We start from the raw sequence: 24,607 nt of genomic DNA on the forward strand, positions 1-24,607 counted from the left end.
CTTATTGTTCATCCTCACCTACGATTCGGTAGAAGGTTTCGCCATCTTTGACCAAACCAAGTTCGTGACGCGCACGTTCTTCGATCGCATCAAGACCTTGTCGTAAGTCATCAATCTCAGCGAACATCTCGTTATTACGAGCTTGCAACTTGCTGTTTACTTGCTGCTGCACTTCAATTTCATCTTCTACTGTGTAGTAGTCAGACACCCCGTTTTTGCCAAACCAGAGGGTATATTGAAGCCAGCCAAACAGTAACGTAAGGGCTATAACAAAGATTCGCATATCGTTGCTAACATTCTGTACCGGAAGGGATTAGATAAGGTGACATATATAGCATAAATGCGTGGTTGGCTCTAGGGCATAAAAAGAGACTCACACACTCCTTACACATTAATTTAAGTTAGCATCGTTGAAAACAAAAGTCAGCCAACGCTAACCCGAGCTCTGAAACATCGTTCATTTTGTCGAACCTGATAGTTCAAATCAGGATAATCAAAAATAGGGACGTAAATATGAGAAATAATAAGGAAAATCTATTTAAACTAGGGCTAACCTTTTGCCTTTCAAGCCCTCTTCCTTTATATGCATCGCAATGTGACGATCTTTGGAAAGATTCGTTAGAGCCAAATAACTTACAGTTCAGTATCGATACCAATAGCCCAGGGGGACGGTTATTTGTAACTAACCTACCAAACTACAGAGACTTTACTCTCCAACATATAGTTAAGCTAAATCAATTATTGTATTTAGATGTAAACGAAGTTCCTTATATCAGCAATTTAAAAATTACTATTCACCCCTTCAACAATCCGAATTGCGACGGAGTTGCTTATAAATCTAGTGGTATAAATAGCACAAACATATACATAAACAGCTGCTTTTTAGAAAGCTTGCCAAGTGAAAAGGTTGAAGCTGAGATTAAAGGTATACTAGTGCATGAGTTGGTTCATGCTTACCAAAATTCTAATTTTGAACAAGGAAGTGGCACTCTAGAAGGCGTTGCAGATGCAGTTCGCTACCTGACCGAATTCAAATCGCTGGAAGAGAAGCGAACGTTGGGTGGTGACCACAATAGTTCTTATGATCTAGGTGCCTTTTGGATTGATTGGTTAAGGCACAAGTTACTTGCAAATGGTGATCAACGAGACTTTCTTTACGAATTAAACAAGTATGCGGGAAGTTCTAGTGGATTTAATTGGCAAAACGACATTACAGATTTTTTTTCAAGCACCGTAGATGAATTATGGCGTGAATATCAAACTTGCTTGCATGATAACGGTAATAATTGCCCAACAAGTATTCATTATCAAGCAATAGGGCAATGTGATGGAGAATCTCAAAGGAATAAAGATCTAGCCGTCGCCCTAGAAAAAAATATCAAAGCCTCAGACGAAAACAAGCCTTATGAGACGGCTTATAATGCCTTTGACAACAGTAATAATACTAAATGGCTTAGCTTCGCCGATACGGGTTGGATAAGTTATCAATTCGACAAGCCCGCCCTTGTATCGAGATATACGATAACTTCAGCGAATGACGTCGCAACTCGAGATCCTAAGGCTTGGTTACTACAAGGCTCAATTAATGGGCATCAATGGCAAACATTAGATAGTCAAGATAACCAATTTTTTACTTCTAGGCATCAAACGAGAAACTATGATTTTTCGCCATCTATACCTTTCAGTTACTACCGTTTAAACATAACGGAAAATGCGGGAGCCAACATTATTCAGTTAGCAGAAGTTGAATTGCTCGGCAACTTCCCAACAGTAGTAAACCTAACTCAACAATATCCTGGCACATCTTCGGCTTCAGCAAGTAATGCTCCAAAGGAAGATCACTCTCATGCATTCGATGGAAATATAGCGACCAAGTGGTTAACTTTTAGTTCAACTGGAAACATCACATATTACTTCCCAAAACCGGTTACCGTACATCAGTATTCTTTGACATCAGCCAATGATGCCTCGGACCGAGATCCTCAAAATTGGAAACTACTTGGCAGTAATGATGGTGTCACTTGGCAAATACTAAATAGCCAGACACAGCAAAGTTTTACCAAAAGATTTCAGACAAAGTTCTATCAGCTAGCTACTCCTTTAAGTTATCAGTACATTAAATTGGAGATCAGTAAAAACCATGGTTCAGAATTCTTACAATTAGCAGAATTTACTCTGAAAGGAAATATATAGAAAGTGAACTGGAAAAAAACACCCTGCCAAGGCAGGGTGTTTTAAAAGCTTTAAGTTAAGCGGTTAATTCAATTAAGAATTAAGCTTGACCTTTAACTTCTTTAAGACCGTTGAAAGGAGCGCGCTCACCTAGAGCTTCCTCGATACGGATTAGTTGGTTGTACTTAGCAACACGGTCAGAACGGCTCATAGAACCAGTTTTGATTTGACCTGCAGCTGTACCTACCGCTAGGTCAGCGATAGTTGCATCTTCAGTTTCGCCAGAACGGTGAGAGATTACTGCTGTGTAACCTGCGTCTTTAGCCATCTTGATTGCAGCTAGAGTCTCAGTTAGAGAACCGATTTGGTTGAACTTGATAAGGATAGAGTTAGCAACGCCTTTCTCGATACCTTCAGCAAGGATCTTAGTGTTAGTAACGAATAGGTCGTCACCTACTAGTTGAAGCTTGTCACCTAGTAGTTCAGTTTGGTGCTTGAAGCCAGTCCAATCAGACTCGTCTAGACCGTCTTCGATAGAAACGATTGGGAATTGGTTAGCTAGCTCAGCTAGGTAGTGGTTGAACTCTTCAGAAGTGAAAGTTTTACCTTCGCCTTTCATGTTGTAGATGCCAGCTTCTTTGTCGAAGAACTCAGATGCAGCACAGTCCATAGCTAGAGTAACGTCTTTACCTAGTTCGTAACCAGCAGCTGCAACAGCTTCTGCGATAACTTCTAGAGCTTCAGCGTTAGACTTAAGGTTAGGAGCGAAACCACCTTCGTCACCAACTGCAGTGCTGTAGCCTTTAGACTTAAGAACTTTAGCTAGGTTGTGGAATACTTCAGCACCGATACGTAGACCTTCTTTAAGAGTCTTAGCACCAACTGGTTGGATCATGAACTCTTGGATGTCAACGTTGTTGTCTGCGTGCTCACCACCGTTGATGATGTTCATCATTGGTAGAGGCATAGAGAACTGACCAGCTGTGCCGTTTAGCTCAGCGATGTGCTCGTATAGAGGCATGCCTTTAGCTGCTGCTGCAGCTTTAGCGTTTGCTAGAGAAACAGCTAGGATAGCGTTCGCACCGAACTTAGATTTGTTTTCAGTGCCGTCTAGTTCGATCATTACTGCGTCGATTGCAGCTTGGTCTTTAGCGTCTTTGCCAACTAGAGCTTCAGCGATTGCGCCGTTTACAGCTTCAACAGCTTTAAGAACACCTTTACCTAGGAAACGGGCTTTGTCACCGTCACGTAGCTCAAGAGCTTCGCGAGAACCAGTAGATGCGCCAGATGGAGCTGCTGCCATACCTACGAAACCGCCTTCTAGGTGTACTTCAGCTTCTACAGTTGGGTTACCACGTGAGTCGATGATTTCACGACCTAGAACTTTAACGATCTTAGACATTAATGTTTCCTCTCGTTTCAAATATAAATGTCAATTTTAAAGGGCAGCAGTACAACCTTTGCCGCTGCCCGTATCCTTTTACTTCTCGAATTCGCCGCGAGCGTTTTGGCCTGCAGCTTTAACGAAACCTGCGAATAGTGGGTGACCATCGCGAGGCGTCGAGGTGAATTCTGGGTGGAATTGAGCCGCTACAAACCATGGGTGAGCTGGGTTCTCAATCATTTCCACTAGTTTTTTGTCCGCTGATAGGCCAGATACTTTCAGACCTGCTTTTTCGATTTGCGGACGAAGATTGTTGTTTACTTCGTAACGGTGACGGTGACGCTCATGAATTGTCGCGTTGCCGTATAGTTCACGAGCTTTCGTACCTTTCTCTAGGTGACACAGCTGTGAACCAAGACGCATCGTACCACCTAGGTCAGACGTTTCAGTACGTTCTTCAACTTTACCTTCGCCGTCTACCCATTCAGTGATCAAACCTACCACAGGGTACTTAGTGTCTTTGTTAAATTCTGTTGAATGTGCACCTTCCATACCCGCTACGTTACGCGCGTATTCGATAAGTGCTACTTGCATGCCTAGACAGATACCTAGGTAAGGTACTTTGTTTTCACGAGCGTATTGTGCTGCGCGAATCTTACCTTCGATACCACGATCACCGAAGCCGCCAGGTACTAGAATTGCATCTAGACCTTCAAGTACTTCTACGCCTTTCGTCTCAACATCTTGAGAGTCTACGTATTTAATTGTGACGTTTAGACGGTTTTTCAAGCCTGCGTGTTTAAGTGCTTCGTTTACTGACTTGTAAGCATCTGGTAGTTCGATGTATTTACCGACCATACCGATAGTTACTTCGCCAGTTGGGTTCGCTTCTTCATAGATAACCTGTTCCCATTCAGACAGGTCAGCTTCTGGTGCGTTGATACCAAAGCGAGCACAAACTAGGTCATCTAGACCTTGAGACTTAACAAGTTGAGGGATCTTGTAGATTGAATCTACGTCCTTCATTGAGATTACCGCTTTCTCAGGAACGTTACAGAATAGCGCAATTTTCTTACGCTCGTTCGCTGGGATCATACGATCAGAGCGGCAAACAAGAATATCTGGTTGGATACCGATAGATAGCAGCTCTTTAACAGAGTGCTGAGTTGGCTTAGTTTTCACTTCACCTGCAGCTGCTAGGTAAGGAACTAGCGTTAGGTGCATGAACATTGCGCGTTCACGGCCTAGTTCTACAGCAAGCTGACGGATAGCTTCCATAAATGGTAGTGATTCGATATCACCTACCGTACCACCGACTTCAACGATAGCAACATCATGGCCTTCAGAACCAGCGATTACGCGGTCTTTGATAGCGTTAGTGATGTGAGGGATAACCTGAATGGTTGCACCTAGGTAATCGCCGCGACGTTCTTTACGTAGTACGTCTGCATAAACACGACCAGCAGTGAAGTTGTTACGCTTAGTCATCTTGGTGCGGATGAAACGCTCGTAGTGACCAAGGTCAAGGTCAGTCTCTGCGCCATCTTCCGTAACGAACACTTCACCGTGTTGAGTTGGGCTCATTGTGCCTGGATCAACGTTGATGTAAGGGTCAAGCTTCATCATAGTCACTTTTAGACCACGAGCTTCTAGAATAGCTGCAAGAGATGCTGCTGCAATACCTTTACCTAGAGAGGATACAACCCCGCCAGTAACAAAAATGTAATTTGTCGTCATGTTTAACCTGAAATTGGTTGAATGAGGGAAATGGAGTGCTTCTGGACGGGACGTAAATATACCAGAAGCTCCTAACCGCCACAACGTGAAATCTATCACACCGTAATTTTTTATTTTTTGCTTCAAATCAAAGTCGAGTATTCATGCAATTTCAGCTTTGCTCTTCTCGTTTCACTTCATCCCACATGGAATCGAGTTCATCTAGAGTAAAGTCTCTGAGCTGCTTACCGTGCGCTGCAACTTTAGTTTCCACGCCTTTAAAGCGTTTCGAGAACTTTAAGTTGGCTTTTGCCAGTGCCACTTCAGGGTCTTTCCCTAGGTGACGAGACAGGTTCACGGTAGCAAATAAAAGATCGCCTAATTCAAGTTCGACTTTTTCCTCATCCGGAGTAATTTGAAGCGCTTCTTCCATCACCTCTTCAATTTCTTCCTGCACTTTTCCGACAACAGGGCCAAGCGAGTCCCAATCAAAGCCGAATTTTGCGCACTTTTTCTGGATCTTTGTAGCACGTGAAAGCGCAGGTAGAGAGTTTGGTATTGAGTCTAGAATACTTTCTTCAGCTTTGCCTACTTGCGCTTTCTCTTTGGCTTTTTCCGCCTCCCAATTAGCGTTAATAGCCTCTTCAGAATCAAACTCTACTTCTGAAAAAACATGTGGATGGCGACGCGTCAGTTTCTCGTTAACGGTTTCCACCACATCAGAAAAGTCAAATAGTCCCTGCTCTTTCGCCATTTGGCTGTAGAAAATCACTTGGAACAATAAGTCACCCAACTCTTCTTGCAAGTTCGGCCAATCGCGGTTTTGAATCGCATCCACTACTTCGTAGGTTTCTTCGATAGTGTGCGGAACAATAGTGTCGAAGGTTTGCTTTAAGTCCCAAGGGCAACCGCTTTCTGGATCACGCAGCTTCGCCATGATTTGTTCTAACTGTTCAATTGGATGACTCATTTTCTGTTCCTTTAAACCTTTCTATCTAAAGAAAAAGGTGAGCAGTCAAAACCACTCACCTTTAATTTGTTTTCTAACTGTTTTTACTAAGTCGTTGGTTCTTCTGGCAAGGCAGCAAACTTATGAGCCCCATGAGCATAGCTTGTCTATGAGATGGACTGGGCCGGCATTCCGGATATAAGTGCAGCTAACGCCGCTAGAAAGCCAAATACGACGTAAAAATTAGCCTAAGCGTTTCACCGACATGACATCCTTAATTTGCTCAACACGTTTCGAGACGCGTGAGAACACTTCAAGGTTGGTCACTTCAAGGTCAAAGTCCATGATCGACATTTGCGTGCGGTAATCGACGCGGCTCTTCATACTGGTGACTTTGATTTTCTCGTTCGCAAATAGCGTTGTGATGTCTTTAAGTAGACCGCCACGCTCCATTGCTTCAACACGAACCGTCAAGATGTAAGAACCGACAAAGCCGCTGCCCCAGACGGTATCGATGATACGTTCTGGTGCGTGATGACGAAGCTCCTCAAGTTGCTCACAGTCACTGCGGTGCACCGAAATACCACGACCTTGGGTGATGTAACCTGCGATTTCATCACCTGGGATAGGCTGACAACAGCGCGCTAGATGCGTCATTAAGTTATCAACGCCTTCCACTACGACCGCATCTTTCTTCGGACGACTCTGTGCTGGCGCGCGACTTTCTGCTTCTTGCAGTTTTTCTAGCGCTTGCTGGTCTTCTTCTTCCGCTGTTGGTTTGTTCACCAATGCGTTGATGTGGTTGATGATCTGGTTGATACGCAAGTCACCACTACCAATACCAACATACAACTCATCGGCACTATTAACGTTAAAGCGTTTCAATGCGTAGTTATCAGCGTCTTTCAGTGTGGCGCCGATTTTCGCCAGTTCGTGTTCTAGAATTTCACGACCCGCTTCTAGGTTCTTCTCACGACTTTGCTTGCGGAACCATGCGTTGATCTTCGCACGCGCTCGGCTTGAAGTCACAAAGCCTAGCGACGGGTTCAACCAGTCTCGCGAAGGGTTTGGTTCTTTCTGGGTGATGATTTCAACCTGATCGCCCATTTGCAGTTTATGAGTGAACGGTACGATACGACCCGCTACTTTGGCACCGATACAACGATGCCCCACTTCTGAGTGAATGTGGTAAGCGAAGTCTAATGGGGTTGCGCCCATCGGTAGATCGACGACATCACCACGTGGGGTAAAGGCATATACGCGGTCATCAAATACCTGACTACGCAGCTCATCCAACATCTCGCCAGAGTCGGACATCTCTTCTTGCCAATCCAGTAGCTTACGTAGCCACGTGATCTTCTCATCGTAACCGCTGCGGCTGCTTGCGCCTTCTTTGTATTTCCAGTGCGCTGCAACACCTAGCTCCGAGTCTTCGTGCATCTCTTTAGTACGAATCTGGATCTCGATGGTCTTGCCTTCAGGGCCAAGAATCACGGTATGGATGGACTGATAGCCATTTGGTTTCGGGTTCGCAACGTAATCGTCGAACTCACTTGGTAAGTGTTTGTATTTGGTGTGAACCACACCCAGAGCGGCATAACAGTCTTGAAGTTTGTCAGCGATGATACGTACCGCACGTACGTCAAACAATTCATCAAACGCCAGACTCTTCTTCTGCATTTTGCGCCAGATACTGTAGATGTGCTTTGGACGACCACTGACTTCTGCGTTGATGCCGCATACGGTCATTTCTTGAGTAAGGTCGTCGACAAAGTCTTTGATGTATTGTTCACGGACAATACGACGCTCAGCCAATTGCTTCGCGATTTGCTTGTAGGTTTCTGGTTGTTGGTAGCGGAAGGCATAATCTTCGATTTCCCACTTCAACTGACCAATACCAAGGCGGTTTGCCAGAGGCGCATAGATGTTTGCACACTCTTTTGCCGCTGCACGACGAACTTCGTCCGGCGCTTTTTTTACTTCAATCAGGTTGCAGATACGTTCCGCCAGCTTGATGACCACGCAGCGGAAATCATCCACCATGGCCAACAACATACGACGAACATTATCTACTTGAGACGAGGCAGCACCACCATCCATTGTTACATTCAACTGGCCGATTGCCGCCATTTCGTCGACGCCATCGATCAGCTTAATGATTTCTTTGCTGTATTTTTCCTCAAGGAGTTCTCTATCAAAAGCACCGCTTGAGACCAAAGGGAACAGTTGCGCAGCAACGAGTGTCGCTTTATCCATCGACAAGGTGATCAAGATTTCGATCATCTCTCGTCCACGCCACAACAAAAGCTCCGCCTGCTCGTGGTTCGCCAAAATCGATTGGCAATCACGATACACTTCGGTTAAGCGTTTCGCTGTGTTCTTCTCTTGACCTAGGCTAGCCACCCAGTTTTCAAGTTCAAACTGTTCATCTTGGTTTAAATGCGCGCTTCTTACCGCAACCATCTCATCATCCTAATTATTATATTTGTGTGGTTTGACTAACACCATCCAGGTTAGTTCTTGTGCCAAGCTTTAAGCGTTGGCTTATTGACCACCCACCACGTGTAAGTGATCAACAAAGTCCCAATTATCAGGACTTTTCAAACAGTGCCATCGATTCTAGATGGCTGGTATGAGGGAACATGTCCAGCATACCTAATTTGGTTAATTGGTAGCCTTGCTCCAGCAAGCTCTGGCTATCCCTTGCAAGGGTAGCAGGATTACACGAAACATAAACTACACGCTGTGCGCCAAGCGCAGAAACTTGATCGATGATCCCACTCGCGCCAGCACGCGCCGGATCAAGCAGCACTTTGTCGAATTGTTCAGCCGCCCAAACTTGCCCTTCAAAATCTTGCTCAAGGTTAGCGTGATAAAATTGCGCGTTATTGATTTGGTTCAAAGATGCATTATTTGCCGCCTTTTCCACCATTTCTGCCACGCCTTCTACGCCAACCACGTGTTTTGCACGTTTCGCGATAGGCAAACTGAAGTTACCCAGACCACAGAACAAATCTAACACTCGTTCGTCACTTTGTGGGTCTAACCACTCTACTGCCTGAGCGACCATTTTCTGGTTTACCGCTTGGTTAACTTGAATAAAGTTATTTGGCGTAAATGGCACGGTGACACCCGCTTCTTGATAGAAAGGCACTTCGCCCTCAATCAAATCAAGCTGATCGGTTTCTGGCATCAAGTAGAACGATGCATTGTGACGCTTCGCCAATTCCACCAATGAGTTGGTTTCTTTTTCAGTCAGTTTGCTTAGATGACGCAATGTGATGCATGGACCATTATCGCCTAGCACCAACTCTACGTGACCAAGTTGCTCTGGCTTCTTAAACGCTTTTAACGTCGAGTAGATTTCTGGCAATAGTACATTCAACTCAGGTGCGAGCACTGGGCAGTCTGTCACTTGCGCGATTTGCTTACTCTGTTTCTTACGGAAACCAAAGTGCAACTGACGAGTCTTTTTATCTACGAACAAGCTCACACGAGCACGGCGACGGTAGCCAAGAGACTCACCCAACACAGGCGCATCCAACTCGATATCACTGCCGGCAAATTTTCTCATCAACTGGCGAAGCGTTTGCTGCTTGTGCGTCAATTGTTGGTCATACTTCAAATGCTGCAGGTCACAGCCACCGCATTCATGGTAGTGCGGACAAAACGGCTCCACGCGAGCGTCACTCGGTTTAAGGATTTTAATCAACTTACCGCGAGCGAATTTGCTCTTTTCTTCCACCAATTGGGTTACCACTTCCTCACCCGGTAGCGCACCATCAATAAACAATGGTTTCTTCTTAAGGTAAGCAATGCCTGCGCCGTGGTGATCCAAACGCTCCACTTGTACCGCTTGGTGGCGGGTATTCAGTTGCGTTTTCTTTTTAGGTTGAAAGATACGTGCCATGCTCTGTGCCTGATTTGTGTCTAATTGCTCTACTGCTTCACTATTCTTGATTGCAGCCGTTGTGTGATTCGAGTGACTTGATTATGCTTACCGTTTATCCGGTGACGTCACTTCTTTGCTCAAGGCTTTATCGTGCGCTTGAGAAATAATGCGTTATTTTCCCATATCCAGACTCCGATGTAATTAGATAACATGACCAGATATGGCTTAAGAGCACGTGTAATTACACTAACTCTCGCTCCCACTCTCATTATTGGTTTATTACTGAGCGGCTTTTTCTCATTTAACCGCTACCAAGACCTCGAGAAACAAGTTATCACCACAGGCAATAGCATCATCGAACCGCTTGCGATTGCCAGTGAAACTCACCTACTTTCCGAAAGTCGCGAAGCCGTTCGTCGCCTTATCAGTTACGCCCACCGCAAAAACTCGAAGCTGGTTCGTAGTATCGCGGTGTTCGATGAAAATCATGAGCTTTTCGTTACTTCTAACTTCCATCCCAATTTTGAAGCTCTGATGTTCCCGAAGGATAAGCCTATCCCTCAATTAGGCAATTCGGAAATCTTCGATAACTCGCTTATTCTGCGCGTGCCGATTCTATCTGAAGGTCACTATCTTTCGGAGCTCTCAAATGAGAATCAGGGCACAAAAGCCATCGGCTACATCGCAGTAGAAATGGACCTTTCGTCACTTCGATTACAACAATACCAAGAAGTGTTCTCTGCGTTCTTGGTGTTGATCCTCGGTCTTGGTCTCGCGAGTGTATTCGCCTCTCGCCTCATGCATGACGTAACCCAACCGATCACCCACATGAAGAACGTGGTTGACCGCATTCGTCGTGGTCACCTTGATGTGCGTATCGAAGGCAAAATGCACGGTGAGTTAGACCAGCTGAAAAACGGTATCAACGCCATGGCGGTCTCGCTGTCGGAATACCACGTTGAGATGCAGCACAGTATAGACCAAGCGACGTCAGACTTGCGTGAGACTCTGGAACAGCTAGAGATTCAGAACGTGGAATTAGACATCGCGAAGAAGCGTGCCCAAGAAGCAGCACGTGTGAAATCCGAATTCTTAGCGAACATGTCTCACGAGCTTCGTACTCCGCTGAATGGTGTGATTGGTTTTACCCGTCAAATGTTGAAAACACAGCTTTCAAACAGCCAAACGGATTACTTGCAGACTATTGAGAAGTCCGCAAACAACCTACTGAACATCATCAACGACATCCTCGACTTCTCGAAACTGGAAGCCGGTAAGCTGGCACTGGAAAACATTCCGTTTGAATTCCGCGAGAGCTTAGAAGAAGTAATCAACCTACAAGCTACCAGCGCGCACGAAAAAGGTTTAGAAATCACCTTGAAAGTGGATCCGAAGATCCCGCAAGGCTTGGTGGGTGACCCACTTCGTATCCAACAAATCCTCACTAACTTGGTCGGCAACTCCATCAAGTTTACTGAGCGCGGTAACATCGACATCAGCGTTGAGATGCGCTCACAATCTGGTGATTCGGTCGAACTGCAATTCATGGTGCGCGATACGGGTATTGGTATCTCCGAACGTCAGCAAGCGCAGTTGTTCCAAGCGTTTAGCCAAGCAGATGCAAGTATTTCACGTCGCTATGGTGGTACCGGTCTTGGTCTGGTTATCACTCAAAAACTGGTAAGCCAGATGGGCGGTGAAATCAGCCTAACCAGTCGCCTACACCAAGGTTCTACCTTCTGGTTTACGGTTCGCTTGCACTCGACTGAAATGCCAATGAGCGATCTGATTGAAGTCGAGCTATTAACTGGTAAGCAATTGCTGTTGGTTGAACCAAACATGCAAGCGGCGTCAGTGACACAGCAGATCCTGAGCCAAGAAGGCATTCTGGTGACCTACCGCTCCTCGTTGCCAGAAAATGATGAGAACTACGATTACGTCTTGTTGAACTTGGCTGCCAACCAAACCTACGACGAACAGTCGGTAGCAGCTTGGATTGAGCAAGCCAAACGCATGGCGCCGAGTGTGATCATGGGTACGCCGAGTACCGAACTGGCACTGGCAGACCAAGTGATGAACGACCATCAGATCCAATGTCTGACCAAGCCATTATCACGCCGTAAGCTTCTACAAAGCCTAATCACGGACCATGTTGAAACACCACAAGCGGTAATTGCACCAATTGAGCCAGTGGTGAATGAACGCTTACCACTGACGGTGCTTGCGGTTGATGACAACCCGGCCAACTTGAAACTGATCTCTGCGCTACTAAAAGAGCGAGTAGAAACGGTAACGGCGTGCAGCAATGGTCAGCAAGCGGTGAATCTCGCGACTGAGAAGAAATACGATCTGATCTTCATGGATATTCAAATGCCATTGATGGACGGCGTGACGGCTTGTCAGCACATTAAAGAGCTAGAGCTGAACAAAGACACCCCTGTGATTGCGGTAACCGCGCATGCCATGGCGGGCGAACGTGACCGACTACTGGCAGCGGGTATGGATGACTACCTAACCAAGCCAATTGAAGAGCATGTACTGCAACAGGTTTTGGTTCATTGGAATCCAAATACCTGTACTGAGAGTGTCGACAAAATCGCGCCATCGTATGTCGAACCTGTTGCGGAAACTGCACCACCAGCACCAGAAAAACCACAGCAAGACGTCATCATCGACTGGCAAGCAGCGTTAAAGCAGAGTGCCAACAAAGAAGACTTAGCCAAAGACATGCTGCGCATGCTGATTGATTTTATTCCTGAGGTGGAAGAAGTGGTCGATCAAGCATTAGAGCAAGAAGACTTCTCGCGTGATGACCTTATCCATGTGGTGCATAAACTTCACGGCAGCAGCTCTTACTGCGGTGTGCCGAGATTGAAGTCATTGTGTGCAACCTTAGAACAAGCGCTGCGCTCAGGGGCTAGTATTGAAGACATCGAGCCAGAAATGTTTGAACTGCAAGATGAGATGATAAAGGTTACTAGCACCGCGAAACTCTATCTTGAGCAGTAGAGAATGACAGCATAAATCAGAGTAATAAAAAAGCCAGAGCATCGACTCTGGCTTTTTCGTATTCGGTTATTAATCCGTAGTCAGGCTAAGTTAGGATTCAAAAATCACCGTCGCAACGGCGTAATGACGCTCATCCGAAATAGACAGATGAACATGATTGACGCCCATCGACTCAGCGATTTGTTTCGCCACACCGGATAAGGTTAATACTGGTTTACCAAACTCATCATTCGAAACCGTAAAATCATGAAAGGTCACGCCTTTTGCGATGCCAGTTCCTAACGCTTTTGAGGCCGCCTCTTTTACTGCGAAACGCTTCGCAAGGTAACGCCCTTTTTGCTTCAATTCAGCAAACTTTATCATTTCATCTTGCGACAAAATGCGCTTTGCGAAGGGTTCACCAGTACGACCGAGCGCTTTTTCAATGCGCTCAATCTCTGCGATGTCAGTGCCTAATCCTAAAATTGCCATGCTTAAATCTGATTACTTACGAGCCGCAACCATGATGGCTTTCATTTCTGCCACAGATTTTTCTAGACCATCGAAAACTGCACGACCAATGATCGAGTGACCGATGTTTAGCTCGTAGATTTCTGGCAGTGCTGCGATTGGTGCAACGTTGTGGTAAGTCAGACCGTGACCTGCGTTTACGATGATACCTAAGTCATCAGCGTAGCTCGCACCAGCTGCAATCTTCTTCAGCTCATCTTGCTGGTCTTCTTCTGTTGTCGCGTCTGCGTAGTGACCAGTGTGAAGCTCAATGTAAGGTGCGCCACATGCTTTTGCCGCATCGATCTGTTGACGGTCAGCATCGATGAACAGAGATACTTTGATGCCCGCTTCGGTTAGCTTTTGCGTTGCCGCTTTCACTTTCTCAAGTTGACCGACAACATCCAGGCCACCTTCTGTTGTCAACTCTTCACGTTTTTCAGGAACCAGACAAACGAACTCAGGCTTAGTTTGTAGCGCAATCTCAACCATCTCGTCCGTTACTGCCATTTCAAGGTTCATACGAGTTTGAATGGTTTCACGTAGGATGCGAACGTCACGATCTAGAATGTGGCGACGGTCTTCACGTAGGTGGATGGTAATACCGTCAGCACCAGCACGCTCTGCGATCTCAGCAGCATGAACTGGATCTGGGTATTTAGTACCACGTGCATTACGTAGAGTGGCAATATGGTCGATATTAACGCCTAAGTAGATTGAGCTCATTTTCCGTTACTCCGTGCTCGATATGTCTGAATGAATAATTCGCGACTTTTTAAAGGTTTGCCGCCAAGATACGGCTTTAATGCCATACGTGTAAAGCGTTTCGCCGCTTTTAATTGCTCTTTAGTGACGAATCGCCGTTCGCTAATCGCAATCAATTCATTACCTAAAAATGTCAGGTTGTCGCGCCTTACTGAAGCTATGAATCCCTTTTGCTCACGATAGCGGTAAGTCATCTCAGGATCGACTGGCTCACCTGTCCCGGCGCAATGCAAGAAATCGACGCCATAGCCCATTGAAGACAGCAGGGCCAATTCAAAACGACGCAACCCCGGTTCAGGGTTATCACTCTGAGCCAATTCCGTTAGTGCATGCAGGTAATCATGAAATAACGCAGGCATCGGCACTTCCGCCATTAACACGCGTCCGACTAATTCATTTACGTACATCGCGGAATAAAGGTTTATCCCGAACAACGGCAAGCCTAAACTGATTGGCTCTGCCTGACGTAAGGTTTTCATCGAACCTTTGCCGGACCATTTCAGCAATAGTGGCGTGAAAGGCTGTAATGCCCCTTTCAGATTGGAGCGTTTGCTGCGCGCGCCTTTCGCCATCAACGTGATACGACCATACTCCTCGCTGAATACATCAAGGATTAAGCTCGATTCACTGTAAGGGCGTCGGTGCAATACAAAGCAGCGCTGGAAGCCTTCTGAAGACTGGTTGCTCATTTCAATCAGTGTGCCTAAGTCGGTAATAAAAAATAAGGAGCCAAGTGGCTCCTTATTTTAATCGATATTATATTTTAGTCGATGTTGGAACGAAGTGTCTTCGTTACCAAACTTACAAGCAACCAAACTTATAGGTCGTCGATGTATCCTAGTGAGCGCAGTGCACGTTCGTCGTCTGCCCAACCAGATTTCACTTTTACCCAAGTCTCTAGGTAAACCTTACGACCGAATAGCTCTTCCATATCTAGACGTGCTTCACGACCAATTGTCTTGATCTTCTCGCCGCCTTTACCAATCACCATTTTCTTCTGACCATTACGTTCAACAAGAATCAGGGCGTTGATATGGAAACCGTCAGTTTCTGGGTTGTAATCGAAACGCTCAATCTCAACCGTTACCGAGTATGGCAGCTCTTCACCAGTAAAACGCATCAGCTTTTCACGCACGATTTCAGACGCCATGAAACGCTGAGAACGGTCGGTTACGTATTCTTCTGGGAAGTGATGCGTTGCTTCTGGCAAGTGATCGCGAACGTGCTTGCGCAGTACGTCGATGTTCTTACCTTGCTTTGCAGAGATTGGCACAACATCAACGAAGTCCATCTTCTTAGACATGTCGGCCATGTGCATCATCACTTCGTTACGATCTTGCACGTTGTCTACTTTGTTCACACAAAGTACAACTGGGAAGTTCGACTTTTGAAGCTTAGTCAGCACCATCTCGTCGTCTTTTGTCCAATGTGTACCGTCGACCAAGAAGAAGACTAGGTTCACATCACTTAGAGATGAGTTTGCTGCACGGTTCATCAAGCGGTTAATCGCGCGCTTTTCTTCAATGTGAAGTCCTGGCGTATCTACGTAGATCGCTTGGTAATCGCCGTCTGTGTCCACACCCATGATGCGGTGACGAGTCGTTTGCGGCTTACGAGATGTAATCGAAATCTTCTGACCAAGAATTTTGTTTAGAAGCGTCGATTTGCCAACGTTTGGGCGACCAACAATCGCAATAAAGCCGCAGTGCTGGTTTTCTGGTGAACTTACTTCACCATTTGATGCAAAAAATGCATCGATATCGAATTCGTTATCAGCCATTTGTTAATTGCTCAAGTGCTGTTTCAGCAGCCGCTTGTTCTGCCTTGCGGCGGCTGGTGCCTTTACCAATGACAGGCTTATCCACACCTGCTACGTCACACTCAACCGTGAACTCTTGGTTGTGCGCTTCACCTTTAATATTAGTCACTGTGTAGACAGGCAGTGGTTTTCTTCTGCCTTGCAGGAACTCTTGTAGGCGAGTTTTTGGATCTTTTTGTGATACGCCAGGCTTGATGGCTTCAAGACGCGAGTTGTACCAGCTCAGTACAATACCGCGCACGGCTTCAATATCACTATCAAGGTAAATCGCACCAATAATGGCTTCTACCGCATCGGCTAGAATAGAGTCTCGGCGGAATCCGCCACTCTTCAATTCACCTGGACCTAATTTTAAATAATCTCCTAGATCGAATTCACGACCCAGTTCCGCCAATGTGTGCCCACGTACCAAAGTAGCGCGCATACGGCTCATGTCACCTTCGTTCACTTTCGGGAAACGATGGTACAGATCATCAGCGATGACAAAACTTAAAATTGAATCGCCCAGAAACTCAAGACGTTCATTATGCTTGCTGTTGGCGCTGCGGTGAGTCAGCGCCAAGTTGATAAGCCCAGCATCCTTAAATTGGTAGCCGAGCTTTCTCTCTAGTTTATCAATTGGAGAATTCATACTCTCTCGATATGTAATGGTTAGTGAATACCACCGACGCGGTTAAAACGCACACCAGTTGGAATCCATGAAGGTAGAACGCTGTCCGCGCCACGATCAAACTCGAAGCTGATCCAGATCGCGACAGCTTTACCGACTAAGTTTGCTTCTGGAACAAAGCCCCAGTAACGGCTATCAGCACTGTTATCACGGTTATCACCCATAACAAAGTACTGACCTTGTGGCACAACCCATTCGTTAACTCCTGGACGTGGCTGGTAGTTCTGCACACGGTCACGAGCGAGCGGGTTCACCAAAACTTGGTGTTCCACTTCACCCAGTTTTTCATTCATCTGAATCAGAGGAATGCCATTTTGGATGAATTGGCTCTCTTCAACATTGCTCAATTTGACTGGCTTACAAGATGATTCACCTTTCGATTGAATACATACCTGTTTGTCAGCAGAGTAACGCACGGTATCACCAGGCAAACCAACCACACGTTTAATGTAGTCAATGTTTGGCTGTGGTGGGTATTTGAATACCACGATGTCGCCACGCTCAGGCTTGCCAGTTTCCACTAGCTGCGTGCGCCATACAGGGTCTTTCAAGCCGTATGCGTATTTCTCAACCAAAATGAAGTCGCCCACTAGTAGAGTTGGCATCATTGAGCCTGAAGGGATTTGGAACGGTTCATAGATAAAAGAACGTAATACCAGTACGAATGCAATCACTGGAAAGATAGAGACGCTGTTCTCTACCCACCAAGGTTGGCTTTCTACTTTTTGTAGCGTCACCGCATCCAGACCATTTGCTGTTTGCGCTTGGATCTCCGCTACCTTTGCTTGACGTTTTTTCGCAAACACCAGCTTTTCTAGTAGCCAAACTACGCCAGTTACCAAAGTCACGATAACTAGAATCAGTGAGAATGTATTCGCCATTAAATTCCCTTATCTAAAAATACGAAAGTGAAAGAGCCGAAACCCTTTCACTTATTTTACTATCTAACGTCTTATGACAGACAAGAGTACGAGATAGTTCAACTCTAGTCTTTACCAACGTGAAGAATTGCTAGGAACGCTTCTTGAGGCAGTTCTACGTTACCGATCTGCTTCATACGTTTCTTACCTTCTTTCTGTTTCTTCAGAAGTTTCTTCTTACGGCTCACGTCACCACCGTAACATTTCGCGATTACGTTCTTACGTAGCTGTTTCACAGTAGAACGCGCGATGATGTGGTTACCGATAGCCGCTTGGATCGCGATGTCGAACATCTGACGAGGGATGAATTCTTTCATCTTCTCTACAAGCTGACGACCACGAGTCTGAGACTGGTCTTTGTGCGTAATCAACGCTAACGCATCCACTTTGTCGCCGTTCAGTAGTACGTCTACGCGTACCATGTTCGATGCTTCAAAGCGTTGGAAGTTGTAATCCAGAGACGCATAACCACGTGATGTAGACTTCAGACGGTCAAAGAAATCCAGTACTACTTCTGCCATTGGAATATCGTAAGTAACGGCTACTTGGTTACCGTGGTAAACCATATCTACCTGAGTACCACGTTTCTCAACACAAAGTGTGATTACGTTACCTAGGTAATCCGCAGGTACTAGGATGTTACAACGTGCGATAGGCTCACGGATCTCTTCGATGTCGTTAACCGCTGGCAGTTTTGCCGGGCTATCAACATACAGAGTCTCGCCGTTTGTTTGCTCAACTTCGTAAACTACCGTTGGTGCCGTTGTAATCAGGTCTAGGTCGTATTCACGCTCTAGACGCTCTTGGATGATTTCCATGTGCAACATGCCAAGGAAACCACAACGGAAACCAAAGCCTAGTGCTGCTGAGTTTTCTGGCTCGTAGAATAGCGATGCGTCGTTAAGGCTCAGTTTACCTAGTGCGTCACGGAAGTTTTCGTAATCATCAGAAGATACTGGGAACAGACCCGCGTATACCTGAGGTTTTACTTTCTTAAAGCCTGGTAGTGGCTTCTCGCTACCGTTTTTCGCTAGTGTCAGCGTATCACCTACTGGCGCGCCTAGGATGTCTTTGATACCACAAACTACCCAGCCTACTTCGCCAGTACGCAGAACATCAGTGTCCACTTGCTTAGGCGTGAAGATACCTAGACGGTCTACACCCCAAGTCTGGCCTGTGCTCATTACTTTGATCTTGTCGTTTTTCTTCAGTGAGCCGTTTTTAATACGAACCAAAGAAACAACGCCAAGGTAGTTGTCGAACCATGAGTCGATGATCAGCGCTTGAAGTGGCGCATCTGGATCACCTTCTGGTGCTGGAATTGCTGATACGATGTTTTCTAGAACGTCATCTACACCGATACCTGTCTTTGCAGAACAGCGAGTAGCTTCCATTGCATCAATACCAACGATTTCTTCAATTTCTTCCGCTACACGCTCAGGATCAGCCGCTGGTAGGTCAATCTTGTTCAGGATTGGCACAACCTCTAGATCCATTTCGATCGCGGTGTAACAGTTAGCTAGCGTTTGAGCCTCTACACCCTGACCTGCGTCAACCACCAGTAGCGCACCTTCACAAGCGGCTAGAGAACGTGATACTTCGTACGCAAAGTCAACGTGTCCCGGAGTATCGATGAAGTTCAACTGGTACGTTTCGCCGTCTTTAGCGGTGTAGTTCAGCGTCACACTCTGAGATTTGATGGTGATACCACGCTCACGTTCAAGATCCATAGAATCCAGAACCTGTGCGGCCATTTCACGATCGCTTAATCCACCACAAACTTGGATTAGACGGTCAGATAGGGTCGACTTACCATGGTCGATGTGGGCGATAATCGAAAAGTTACGAATGTGCTTCATAGATTTAGGGTGACTAACTCTTTACAAATAGGGACAGTAAGAAAGCCGTCAGTTGACGGCATTTCAATCAAGTTGGCAGATTCTACCCAATTTCGTTAACGGGCGCACCTTATTTAAAGTTTAGAACTTATTGAATAGGTTCACCGAGAACTCGAATGAGGGTGACTTGACGTTTGGACTCGTCTTCTAGCGGGCGTGACACACGTTTTGCGAGCCACATACCACCAGCCGCGAACAATATCGAAGCGAGGATGGTAATGCCCTCACCACCAGCGGTTAAAGGCGCAAGCAGGAAGTTGCCAATCACGGCACCGAGAATCAAACCAAACAGAGGAAGAAGGTAGACCGCCATGGCGGATTTGATCAGGCTTGCTTCAGGGAAGCCAATTTCCACGACTTGGCCAACTTTGACGGATTTTGGGGTACGCAAATGCCACGACAGCGTTTTGTTACCGATGGCTTTGGTAACCACGCCAGTGCCGCAGCTTTTTTGCGATGAACAGCTGCTGCAACTGGTCTGTTGCTCGCAGCTGAGATCGACATCATATTGCCGACCGTGACGATGAACACCCGTCACAGTAGCCAATGCAGTCATCATTGCACTTCACTCTTTGTTACATTAAAAGTGACCGATTGTGCGATGCGCTGAGCCGTTGTTGGTGGGATATCACCTACAACAGAGATTTCGTGGTTGCCGTTAATAAAGCTATGTAGAGTGCGACGACCTTGACGAACCAACTGACCTTTCAGCGAATGCTCATCTTTGTTCGCCACATACACAGAGAAACTAAACAGCCCATCTGAATACAATTGGCTTTCTACCATTTGATCGGTCACGGCCATACGGTAGCGATTCAGTTCATTTGGTTGGAAGCCTTCTGGTATCCAGCCTACAGTCCAATCGCTGGTGCCGATATCGCCTTTCGGCATGGTCAAAACACCAGGTAATTGAACCTCTTCCAAACCACTCATCAGCTCGCCAATTTTAGGGTTCACTGAGTAAGAGATAGTTCGGTACTGTTCAAGCATTTCACCATCGCGATCGACAAGATCAGCACGCAGTGGCAACTTACTCTTCTCATCAATCCACAACACATAAGAATAACGCAGGCCATCTTTTGGCACGATACGTAGCACTTGTGTTGGTACACCTGCTTCACGGGCACGACCTACTTTTACATAGTCGTAGTACAAGTTTAGCTCGTCGATATTCGCGTTCAGCATTGGCATGATTGGAGCAACCATTTTACCCGATTCGATGGTAAACGGTTCCGCGCCGGTTTCGATGTAGCTTACTTCAGTGCCGCGACGAATAACCTCACGCACAGGACCGCTTAGATACACAAGATGTGCATACTGGTCTTTGTCGTGAGTCGCATGACGATACAGCAAAGGTTCAATGCTGTTCTTTTTGATAAGGATATAAGAGAGTTCGTAGCTTAAATTCTTGCTCGCCTCGCTCATTTGATGCAATAAAGCCTCCGCTGGCTTATCACCAGCAAAGGCTTGCGAAGACATCAGACTGAACAGAGCGCAAGCGCTGATCAGAAATTTTTTCATTCAATATCCGGAGTCAGATGTGCATCTTGCTGAGACGCATCACTGTTAATTCTTAGCTGCAGTTCGTAGTCACGAAGCATAGCATGAACGCGTTTGCGTTGCTCTTGCATATTTGCTTCACCAACCGAACGCTCTACGGATTCACGCGTCAAGCTTACTGGTTCAGCGCTGCCAGCGAATGGCACGGTTTGAAGCACAGGAAGTTGATCGGCTTGTGGCGACATTGGGTCACTACCACCGTATTGTTGCACACCTAAAATCACAACGAGTGACACACACGCAGCGACCGCAACTTGACCAAACTGGGTCAACCAAGCTGGCAATTGGCGTTTCGCTTTTTGTGGCTCTGGTTGCGACTCTTTTGGCGCGTCGTTAATTGAAATCACGTTTGCACTGCGCGAATCGATAGCACGATGCACAGGCTCGTCTTCTAACGCTAACGCTACGCTTTCAGCAATATTCCACTCAGGCTTTGCTGGCGCTTCGCCTCGCATCACATCACCAATCAGGTGATAGTTCTGCCAAGCATCACGGCTCTCTTGGTCTTGCTCTAATTCTTGAATTAAAGCCTTATCGACCAATTCTCCATCCATGAGAGCTGAAAGTTTTTCTTTGTCAGCCATTGTTTTCACCATAGTTATCACTTGTACTAGCGCTGCAAAAGAGGTTTGATTTTCTTTTCCACCGCCTCACGAGCACGGAAGATACGTGATCGTACCGTTCCCACCGGGCAATCCATTACTTCAGCAATTTCCTCATAGCTTAAGCCGTCAAGCTCACGCAGAGTCATTGCCGTTTTCAAATCTTCAGGTAAGGCTTCGATTGCGCTGAACACTACCCGTTGCAATTCTTTGGACAACGTTAAGTTCTCAGGGTTCGAAATTTCTTTCAGTGCATTACCTGTTTCGTAAAATTCAGCATCTTCAGCATCAACATCCGTCGCAGGCGGTCTACGACCCTGAGCAACGATATGATTCTTCGCAGTATTCACCGCAATGCGATACAGCCAAGTGTAAAACGCACTCTCCCCGCGAAAGCTAGGGATAGCTCGGTAAGCCTTGATAAACGCTTCTTGTGCTACATCTGGAACATCGCCAGGATTACTTACGTATCTGGAAATAAGATTACATACCTTGTTCTGATACTTTGTTACCAGCAGGTTGAATGCTTGCTTATCTCCATTCTGAACTCGCTCAATCAATACTTGATCGGTCAGCTGCTCGTTCATTCGAGCGGATACTCCTATTTGTTATGCCCCTACTCTTCTCAGATATGGGTACTAATTATGCAAAACGTAGTATTGACACCACTGCTTACTTGAGCACTATTGTGACTCCGACGTGAATGAGAAAGTTCCATAGTTTCTCAAATTTTTTGTCATTGTTTTTTCACAGTGTGATGTCACTAGCCAAATCCCTCGCCACGTCTGAATTACGTCTCGTTTTGACAAGCGAGCATAGTGTTGGGGAAATGGGTATAATGGATGATCTCTGTCCCAGATTGTGCTGGGTAGAGCCTAGAAAAGCAATGGCATTGACAAACTATTACTTTTTGTTGGCACGGCTAATGGCTATCTGAACAACGCGTTTAAAATAAAACTCAGGAAGCATTCGCATGTCATCGACATGCAAAAATAAGAGTGGCACAAGTCACCAGAGTTGCGGTGATTTAGATACCTCCCAACTTAGCCCTTAGCGACGGATGTCGCGTTAATGGATGCACATGGTGTGCAAAATATACACAAGGTAGCCTTGTTACCTTAGCTTGGGATTGTAAAAGTAATATGAACACAAATCGTGAACATGAATGTGATGTGTTAGTGGTAGGGAGTGGCGCCGCGGGCTTGTCGTTGGCTTTGCGTGTCGCAAACCACTGTAAGGTGATGGTTCTAAGTAAAGGACCACGTAGCGAAGGCGCGACGTTTTACGCGCAAGGTGGTATCGCTGCGGTATTTGATGAGTCGGACACCATTGAGTCTCACGTTGAAGATACACAAATTGCCGGAGATGGTATCTGTGACGAAGAGACGGTTAAATTCATCGCGGAAAACTCAAAAGAGTGCGTGCAATGGTTGATTGATGGCGGCGTACCATTTGACCGTGAAGATGATGATTCTGACGATGAGCCACGTTATCACTTAACTCGCGAAGGCGGACACAGCCGTCGTCGTATTTTGCACGCTGCCGATGCCACTGGTATGGCAATGCAAACTTCTCTGCAAGACAACGCACACAGCCACCCAAACATTCATGTTCTTGAACGTCACAATGCTCTGGATTTGATCACCGAAGATAAAATTGGCGGCGACAAAAACAAGATCATTGGTGCTTATATTTGGAACCGCAACGAAGAGCAAGTTGAAACTGTTCGTGCAAAATTTGTTGTTCTCGCAACGGGCGGCGCTTCCAAAGTTTACCAATACACATCTAACCCAGACGTCTCTTCTGGTGATGGTATCGCAATCGCGTGGCGCGCAGGCTGTCGCGTTGCGAACATGGAATTCAACCAATTCCACCCGACCTGTCTGTTCCATCCAGAAGCGCGCAATTTCTTACTAACAGAAGCGTTGCGTGGTGAGGGTGCGTATTTACGTCGTCCTGATGGCTCACGATTTATGCCAGATTTCGACGAGCGTAAAGAGCTTGCTCCGCGTGATGTCGTGGCTCGCGCGATCGACTTCGAAATGAAGCGCTTAGGTGCTGACTGCATGTATCTCGACATCAGCCATAAGCCCGCGGATTTCATTACTAAGCATTTCCCAACCATCTACTCTCGTTTGATGGATTTGGGTATCGACATGACTAAAGAGCCAATCCCAATCGTACCTGCGGCGCACTATACATGCGGCGGCGTCATGGTCGATCAAAACGGCCATACCGATCTGAAGAACCTTTACGCGATTGGTGAAGTGAGCTACACAGGCTTGCACGGTGCGAACCGTATGGCATCAAATTCACTACTTGAGTGTGTGGTTTACGCATGGTCGGCAGCCAAAGACATTCTTAAACACCACAACGAAGTAGAACTCGCACCACAGGTTCCATGTTGGGATGAAAGCCAAGTGACCAACAGTGATGAAGAAGTGATCATCCAACACAACTGGCATGAGCTGCGCCTATTTATGTGGGATTACATGGGCATCGTTCGTACCGATAAACGTCTTGAACGCGCACTGCGCCGTATCCAGATGCTGCAACAAGAAACGCACGAGTACTACAGTCACTTCCGCGTATCAAACAACTTGCTAGAGCTACGTAACCTGCTGCAAGTCGCAGAGCTGATGGTACGTTGTGCGATGCAGCGTAAAGAGAGCCGTGGTCTGCACTACACCTTGGATTATCCAAACCAGCTAGAAAACAGCGGCCCAACGATTCTTACGCCAAACAAATAGCTCTGACACTAA

General features: G+C 46.3%; 20 protein-coding genes. 3 read left to right on the forward strand and 17 right to left on the reverse strand.

Annotated features, from left to right (window positions below; translation table 11 throughout):
- Position 1 precedes the first annotated feature (1 nt).
- Positions 2 to 283 carry a cell division protein FtsB gene (gene ftsB, locus VCHENC03_RS0126235; protein ID WP_005436434.1) on the reverse strand — a complete coding sequence of 94 codons (282 nt, stop codon included), beginning with the start codon at positions 281 to 283 and terminating at the stop codon, positions 2 to 4.
- Positions 284 to 513: 230 nt separating this feature from the next.
- On the opposite strand from ftsB, the gene VCHENC03_RS26410 reads away from it, so the two are divergent.
- Positions 514 to 2,193, forward strand: a complete 1,680-nt coding sequence (locus VCHENC03_RS26410) for a discoidin domain-containing protein (protein WP_009707594.1) — start codon at positions 514 to 516, stop codon at positions 2,191 to 2,193.
- Between the two features lie 79 nt (positions 2,194 to 2,272).
- Here VCHENC03_RS26410 and eno read toward each other — a convergent pair whose 3' ends face one another.
- The 5 genes from eno to rlmD all read right to left on the reverse strand — a co-directional run bounded on the left by eno (position 2,273) and on the right by rlmD (position 10,131).
- Positions 2,273 to 3,574 (reverse strand): phosphopyruvate hydratase, encoded by a 1,302-nt coding sequence (eno, locus tag VCHENC03_RS03495; protein ID WP_009707595.1) that lies wholly within the window; start codon positions 3,572 to 3,574, stop codon positions 2,273 to 2,275.
- Between the two features lie 78 nt (positions 3,575 to 3,652).
- Complete coding sequence (locus VCHENC03_RS03490) at positions 3,653 to 5,293, reverse strand: CTP synthase (RefSeq protein ID WP_009707596.1); 1,641 nt, start codon at positions 5,291 to 5,293, stop codon at positions 3,653 to 3,655.
- Positions 5,294 to 5,444: 151 nt separating this feature from the next.
- Entirely contained in the window at positions 5,445 to 6,242 is a 798-nt protein-coding gene (gene mazG, locus VCHENC03_RS03485; RefSeq protein ID WP_009707597.1) for a nucleoside triphosphate pyrophosphohydrolase, read from the reverse strand.
- A gap of 222 nt (positions 6,243 to 6,464) precedes the next feature.
- Positions 6,465 to 8,684 carry a GTP diphosphokinase gene (relA, locus tag VCHENC03_RS03480; protein WP_005436441.1) on the reverse strand — a complete coding sequence of 740 codons (2,220 nt, stop codon included), beginning with the start codon at positions 8,682 to 8,684 and terminating at the stop codon, positions 6,465 to 6,467.
- A 127-nt stretch (positions 8,685 to 8,811) separates the two neighbouring features.
- Entirely contained in the window at positions 8,812 to 10,131 is a 1,320-nt protein-coding gene (gene rlmD, locus VCHENC03_RS03475; RefSeq protein ID WP_009707598.1) for a 23S rRNA (uracil(1939)-C(5))-methyltransferase RlmD, read from the reverse strand.
- 192 nt (positions 10,132 to 10,323) lie between these two features.
- Between rlmD and barA the strand changes: the two genes are divergently transcribed.
- Positions 10,324 to 13,122, forward strand: coding sequence for a two-component sensor histidine kinase BarA (gene barA / locus VCHENC03_RS03470; RefSeq protein WP_009707599.1), 2,799 nt, complete (start codon positions 10,324 to 10,326; stop codon positions 13,120 to 13,122).
- 90 nt (positions 13,123 to 13,212) lie between these two features.
- Here the strand turns inward: barA and acpS are convergent, their stop codons facing one another.
- The 11 genes from acpS to rpoE form a co-directional block, all read right to left on the reverse strand.
- Positions 13,213 to 13,593, reverse strand: a complete 381-nt coding sequence (acpS, locus tag VCHENC03_RS03465; RefSeq protein ID WP_009707600.1) for a holo-ACP synthase — start codon at positions 13,591 to 13,593, stop codon at positions 13,213 to 13,215.
- Between the two features lie 12 nt (positions 13,594 to 13,605).
- Positions 13,606 to 14,337 carry a pyridoxine 5'-phosphate synthase gene (gene pdxJ, locus VCHENC03_RS03460; RefSeq protein WP_005426507.1) on the reverse strand — a complete coding sequence of 244 codons (732 nt, stop codon included), beginning with the start codon at positions 14,335 to 14,337 and terminating at the stop codon, positions 13,606 to 13,608.
- Positions 14,334 to 15,065, reverse strand: coding sequence for a DNA repair protein RecO (recO, locus tag VCHENC03_RS03455; RefSeq protein WP_005426504.1), 732 nt, complete (start codon positions 15,063 to 15,065; stop codon positions 14,334 to 14,336). Before recO ends, pdxJ begins: the two co-directional genes overlap by 4 nt.
- A 128-nt stretch (positions 15,066 to 15,193) precedes the next feature.
- Positions 15,194 to 16,156 carry a GTPase Era gene (era, locus tag VCHENC03_RS03450; protein WP_005436447.1) on the reverse strand — a complete coding sequence of 321 codons (963 nt, stop codon included), beginning with the start codon at positions 16,154 to 16,156 and terminating at the stop codon, positions 15,194 to 15,196.
- Positions 16,149 to 16,826: a ribonuclease III gene (rnc, locus tag VCHENC03_RS03445; RefSeq protein ID WP_005436448.1), complete on the reverse strand. Its 678-nt coding sequence runs from the start codon at positions 16,824 to 16,826 to the stop codon at positions 16,149 to 16,151. Before rnc ends, era begins: the two co-directional genes overlap by 8 nt.
- Before the next feature lie 20 nt (positions 16,827 to 16,846).
- Positions 16,847 to 17,746, reverse strand: coding sequence for a signal peptidase I (gene lepB, locus VCHENC03_RS03440; RefSeq protein WP_005436449.1), 900 nt, complete (start codon positions 17,744 to 17,746; stop codon positions 16,847 to 16,849).
- A gap of 104 nt (positions 17,747 to 17,850) precedes the next feature.
- Complete coding sequence (gene lepA / locus VCHENC03_RS03435) at positions 17,851 to 19,644, reverse strand: translation elongation factor 4 (RefSeq protein ID WP_005436452.1); 1,794 nt, start codon at positions 19,642 to 19,644, stop codon at positions 17,851 to 17,853.
- 127 nt (positions 19,645 to 19,771) lie between these two features.
- Positions 19,772 to 20,242, reverse strand: coding sequence for a SoxR reducing system RseC family protein (locus tag VCHENC03_RS03430; RefSeq protein WP_009707601.1), 471 nt, complete (start codon positions 20,240 to 20,242; stop codon positions 19,772 to 19,774).
- Positions 20,239 to 21,204, reverse strand: coding sequence for a sigma-E factor regulatory protein RseB (rseB, locus tag VCHENC03_RS03425; RefSeq protein ID WP_009707602.1), 966 nt, complete (start codon positions 21,202 to 21,204; stop codon positions 20,239 to 20,241). Before rseB ends, VCHENC03_RS03430 begins: the two co-directional genes overlap by 4 nt.
- Positions 21,201 to 21,827 (reverse strand): sigma-E factor negative regulatory protein, encoded by a 627-nt coding sequence (locus VCHENC03_RS03420; protein ID WP_005449785.1) that lies wholly within the window; start codon positions 21,825 to 21,827, stop codon positions 21,201 to 21,203. The genes rseB and VCHENC03_RS03420 overlap by 4 nt, the downstream gene beginning before the upstream one ends.
- A 26-nt stretch (positions 21,828 to 21,853) precedes the next feature.
- The gene (gene rpoE, locus VCHENC03_RS03415; RefSeq protein ID WP_005436461.1) at positions 21,854 to 22,432 is read right to left on the reverse strand and encodes an RNA polymerase sigma factor RpoE; all 579 of its coding nucleotides are present in this window, start codon (positions 22,430 to 22,432) and stop codon (positions 21,854 to 21,856) included.
- A gap of 555 nt (positions 22,433 to 22,987) precedes the next feature.
- Here rpoE and nadB point away from each other — a divergent pair.
- On the forward strand, positions 22,988 to 24,595 hold the full coding sequence (gene nadB / locus VCHENC03_RS03410) for an L-aspartate oxidase (RefSeq protein WP_009707603.1): 1,608 nt from the start codon (positions 22,988 to 22,990) through the stop codon (positions 24,593 to 24,595).
- Positions 24,596 to 24,607 lie beyond the last annotated feature (12 nt).

Origin of the sequence: Vibrio sp. HENC-03 (genome assembly GCF_000305755.2) — a bacterium.
In the GTDB taxonomy this organism is placed as follows: domain Bacteria; phylum Pseudomonadota; class Gammaproteobacteria; order Enterobacterales; family Vibrionaceae; genus Vibrio; species Vibrio owensii.

Excerpts from the sequence above, each read along its gene's own strand:
- ftsB (WP_005436434.1), bottom strand. The coding sequence starts at position 283 with ATGCGAATCTTTGTTATAGCCCTTACGTTACTGTTTGGCTGGCTTCAA.
- VCHENC03_RS26410 (WP_009707594.1), top strand. The coding sequence starts at position 514 with ATGAGAAATAATAAGGAAAATCTATTTAAACTAGGGCTAACCTTTTGC.
- eno (WP_009707595.1), bottom strand. The coding sequence starts at position 3,574 with ATGTCTAAGATCGTTAAAGTTCTAGGTCGTGAAATCATCGACTCACGT.
- VCHENC03_RS03490 (WP_009707596.1), bottom strand. The coding sequence starts at position 5,293 with ATGACGACAAATTACATTTTTGTTACTGGCGGGGTTGTATCCTCTCTA.
- mazG (WP_009707597.1), bottom strand. The coding sequence starts at position 6,242 with ATGAGTCATCCAATTGAACAGTTAGAACAAATCATGGCGAAGCTGCGT.
- relA (WP_005436441.1), bottom strand. The coding sequence starts at position 8,684 with ATGGTTGCGGTAAGAAGCGCGCATTTAAACCAAGATGAACAGTTTGAA.
- rlmD (WP_009707598.1), bottom strand. The coding sequence starts at position 10,131 with ATGGCACGTATCTTTCAACCTAAAAAGAAAACGCAACTGAATACCCGC.
- barA (WP_009707599.1), top strand. The coding sequence starts at position 10,324 with ATGACCAGATATGGCTTAAGAGCACGTGTAATTACACTAACTCTCGCT.
- acpS (WP_009707600.1), bottom strand. The coding sequence starts at position 13,593 with ATGGCAATTTTAGGATTAGGCACTGACATCGCAGAGATTGAGCGCATT.
- pdxJ (WP_005426507.1), bottom strand. The coding sequence starts at position 14,337 with ATGAGCTCAATCTACTTAGGCGTTAATATCGACCATATTGCCACTCTA.
- recO (WP_005426504.1), bottom strand. The coding sequence starts at position 15,065 with ATGAGCAACCAGTCTTCAGAAGGCTTCCAGCGCTGCTTTGTATTGCAC.
- era (WP_005436447.1), bottom strand. The coding sequence starts at position 16,156 with ATGGCTGATAACGAATTCGATATCGATGCATTTTTTGCATCAAATGGT.
- rnc (WP_005436448.1), bottom strand. The coding sequence starts at position 16,826 with ATGAATTCTCCAATTGATAAACTAGAGAGAAAGCTCGGCTACCAATTT.
- lepB (WP_005436449.1), bottom strand. The coding sequence starts at position 17,746 with ATGGCGAATACATTCTCACTGATTCTAGTTATCGTGACTTTGGTAACT.
- lepA (WP_005436452.1), bottom strand. The coding sequence starts at position 19,644 with ATGAAGCACATTCGTAACTTTTCGATTATCGCCCACATCGACCATGGT.
- VCHENC03_RS03430 (WP_009707601.1), bottom strand. The coding sequence starts at position 20,242 with ATGATGACTGCATTGGCTACTGTGACGGGTGTTCATCGTCACGGTCGG.
- rseB (WP_009707602.1), bottom strand. The coding sequence starts at position 21,204 with ATGAAAAAATTTCTGATCAGCGCTTGCGCTCTGTTCAGTCTGATGTCT.
- VCHENC03_RS03420 (WP_005449785.1), bottom strand. The coding sequence starts at position 21,827 with ATGGCTGACAAAGAAAAACTTTCAGCTCTCATGGATGGAGAATTGGTC.
- rpoE (WP_005436461.1), bottom strand. The coding sequence starts at position 22,432 with ATGAACGAGCAGCTGACCGATCAAGTATTGATTGAGCGAGTTCAGAAT.
- nadB (WP_009707603.1), top strand. The coding sequence starts at position 22,988 with ATGAACACAAATCGTGAACATGAATGTGATGTGTTAGTGGTAGGGAGT.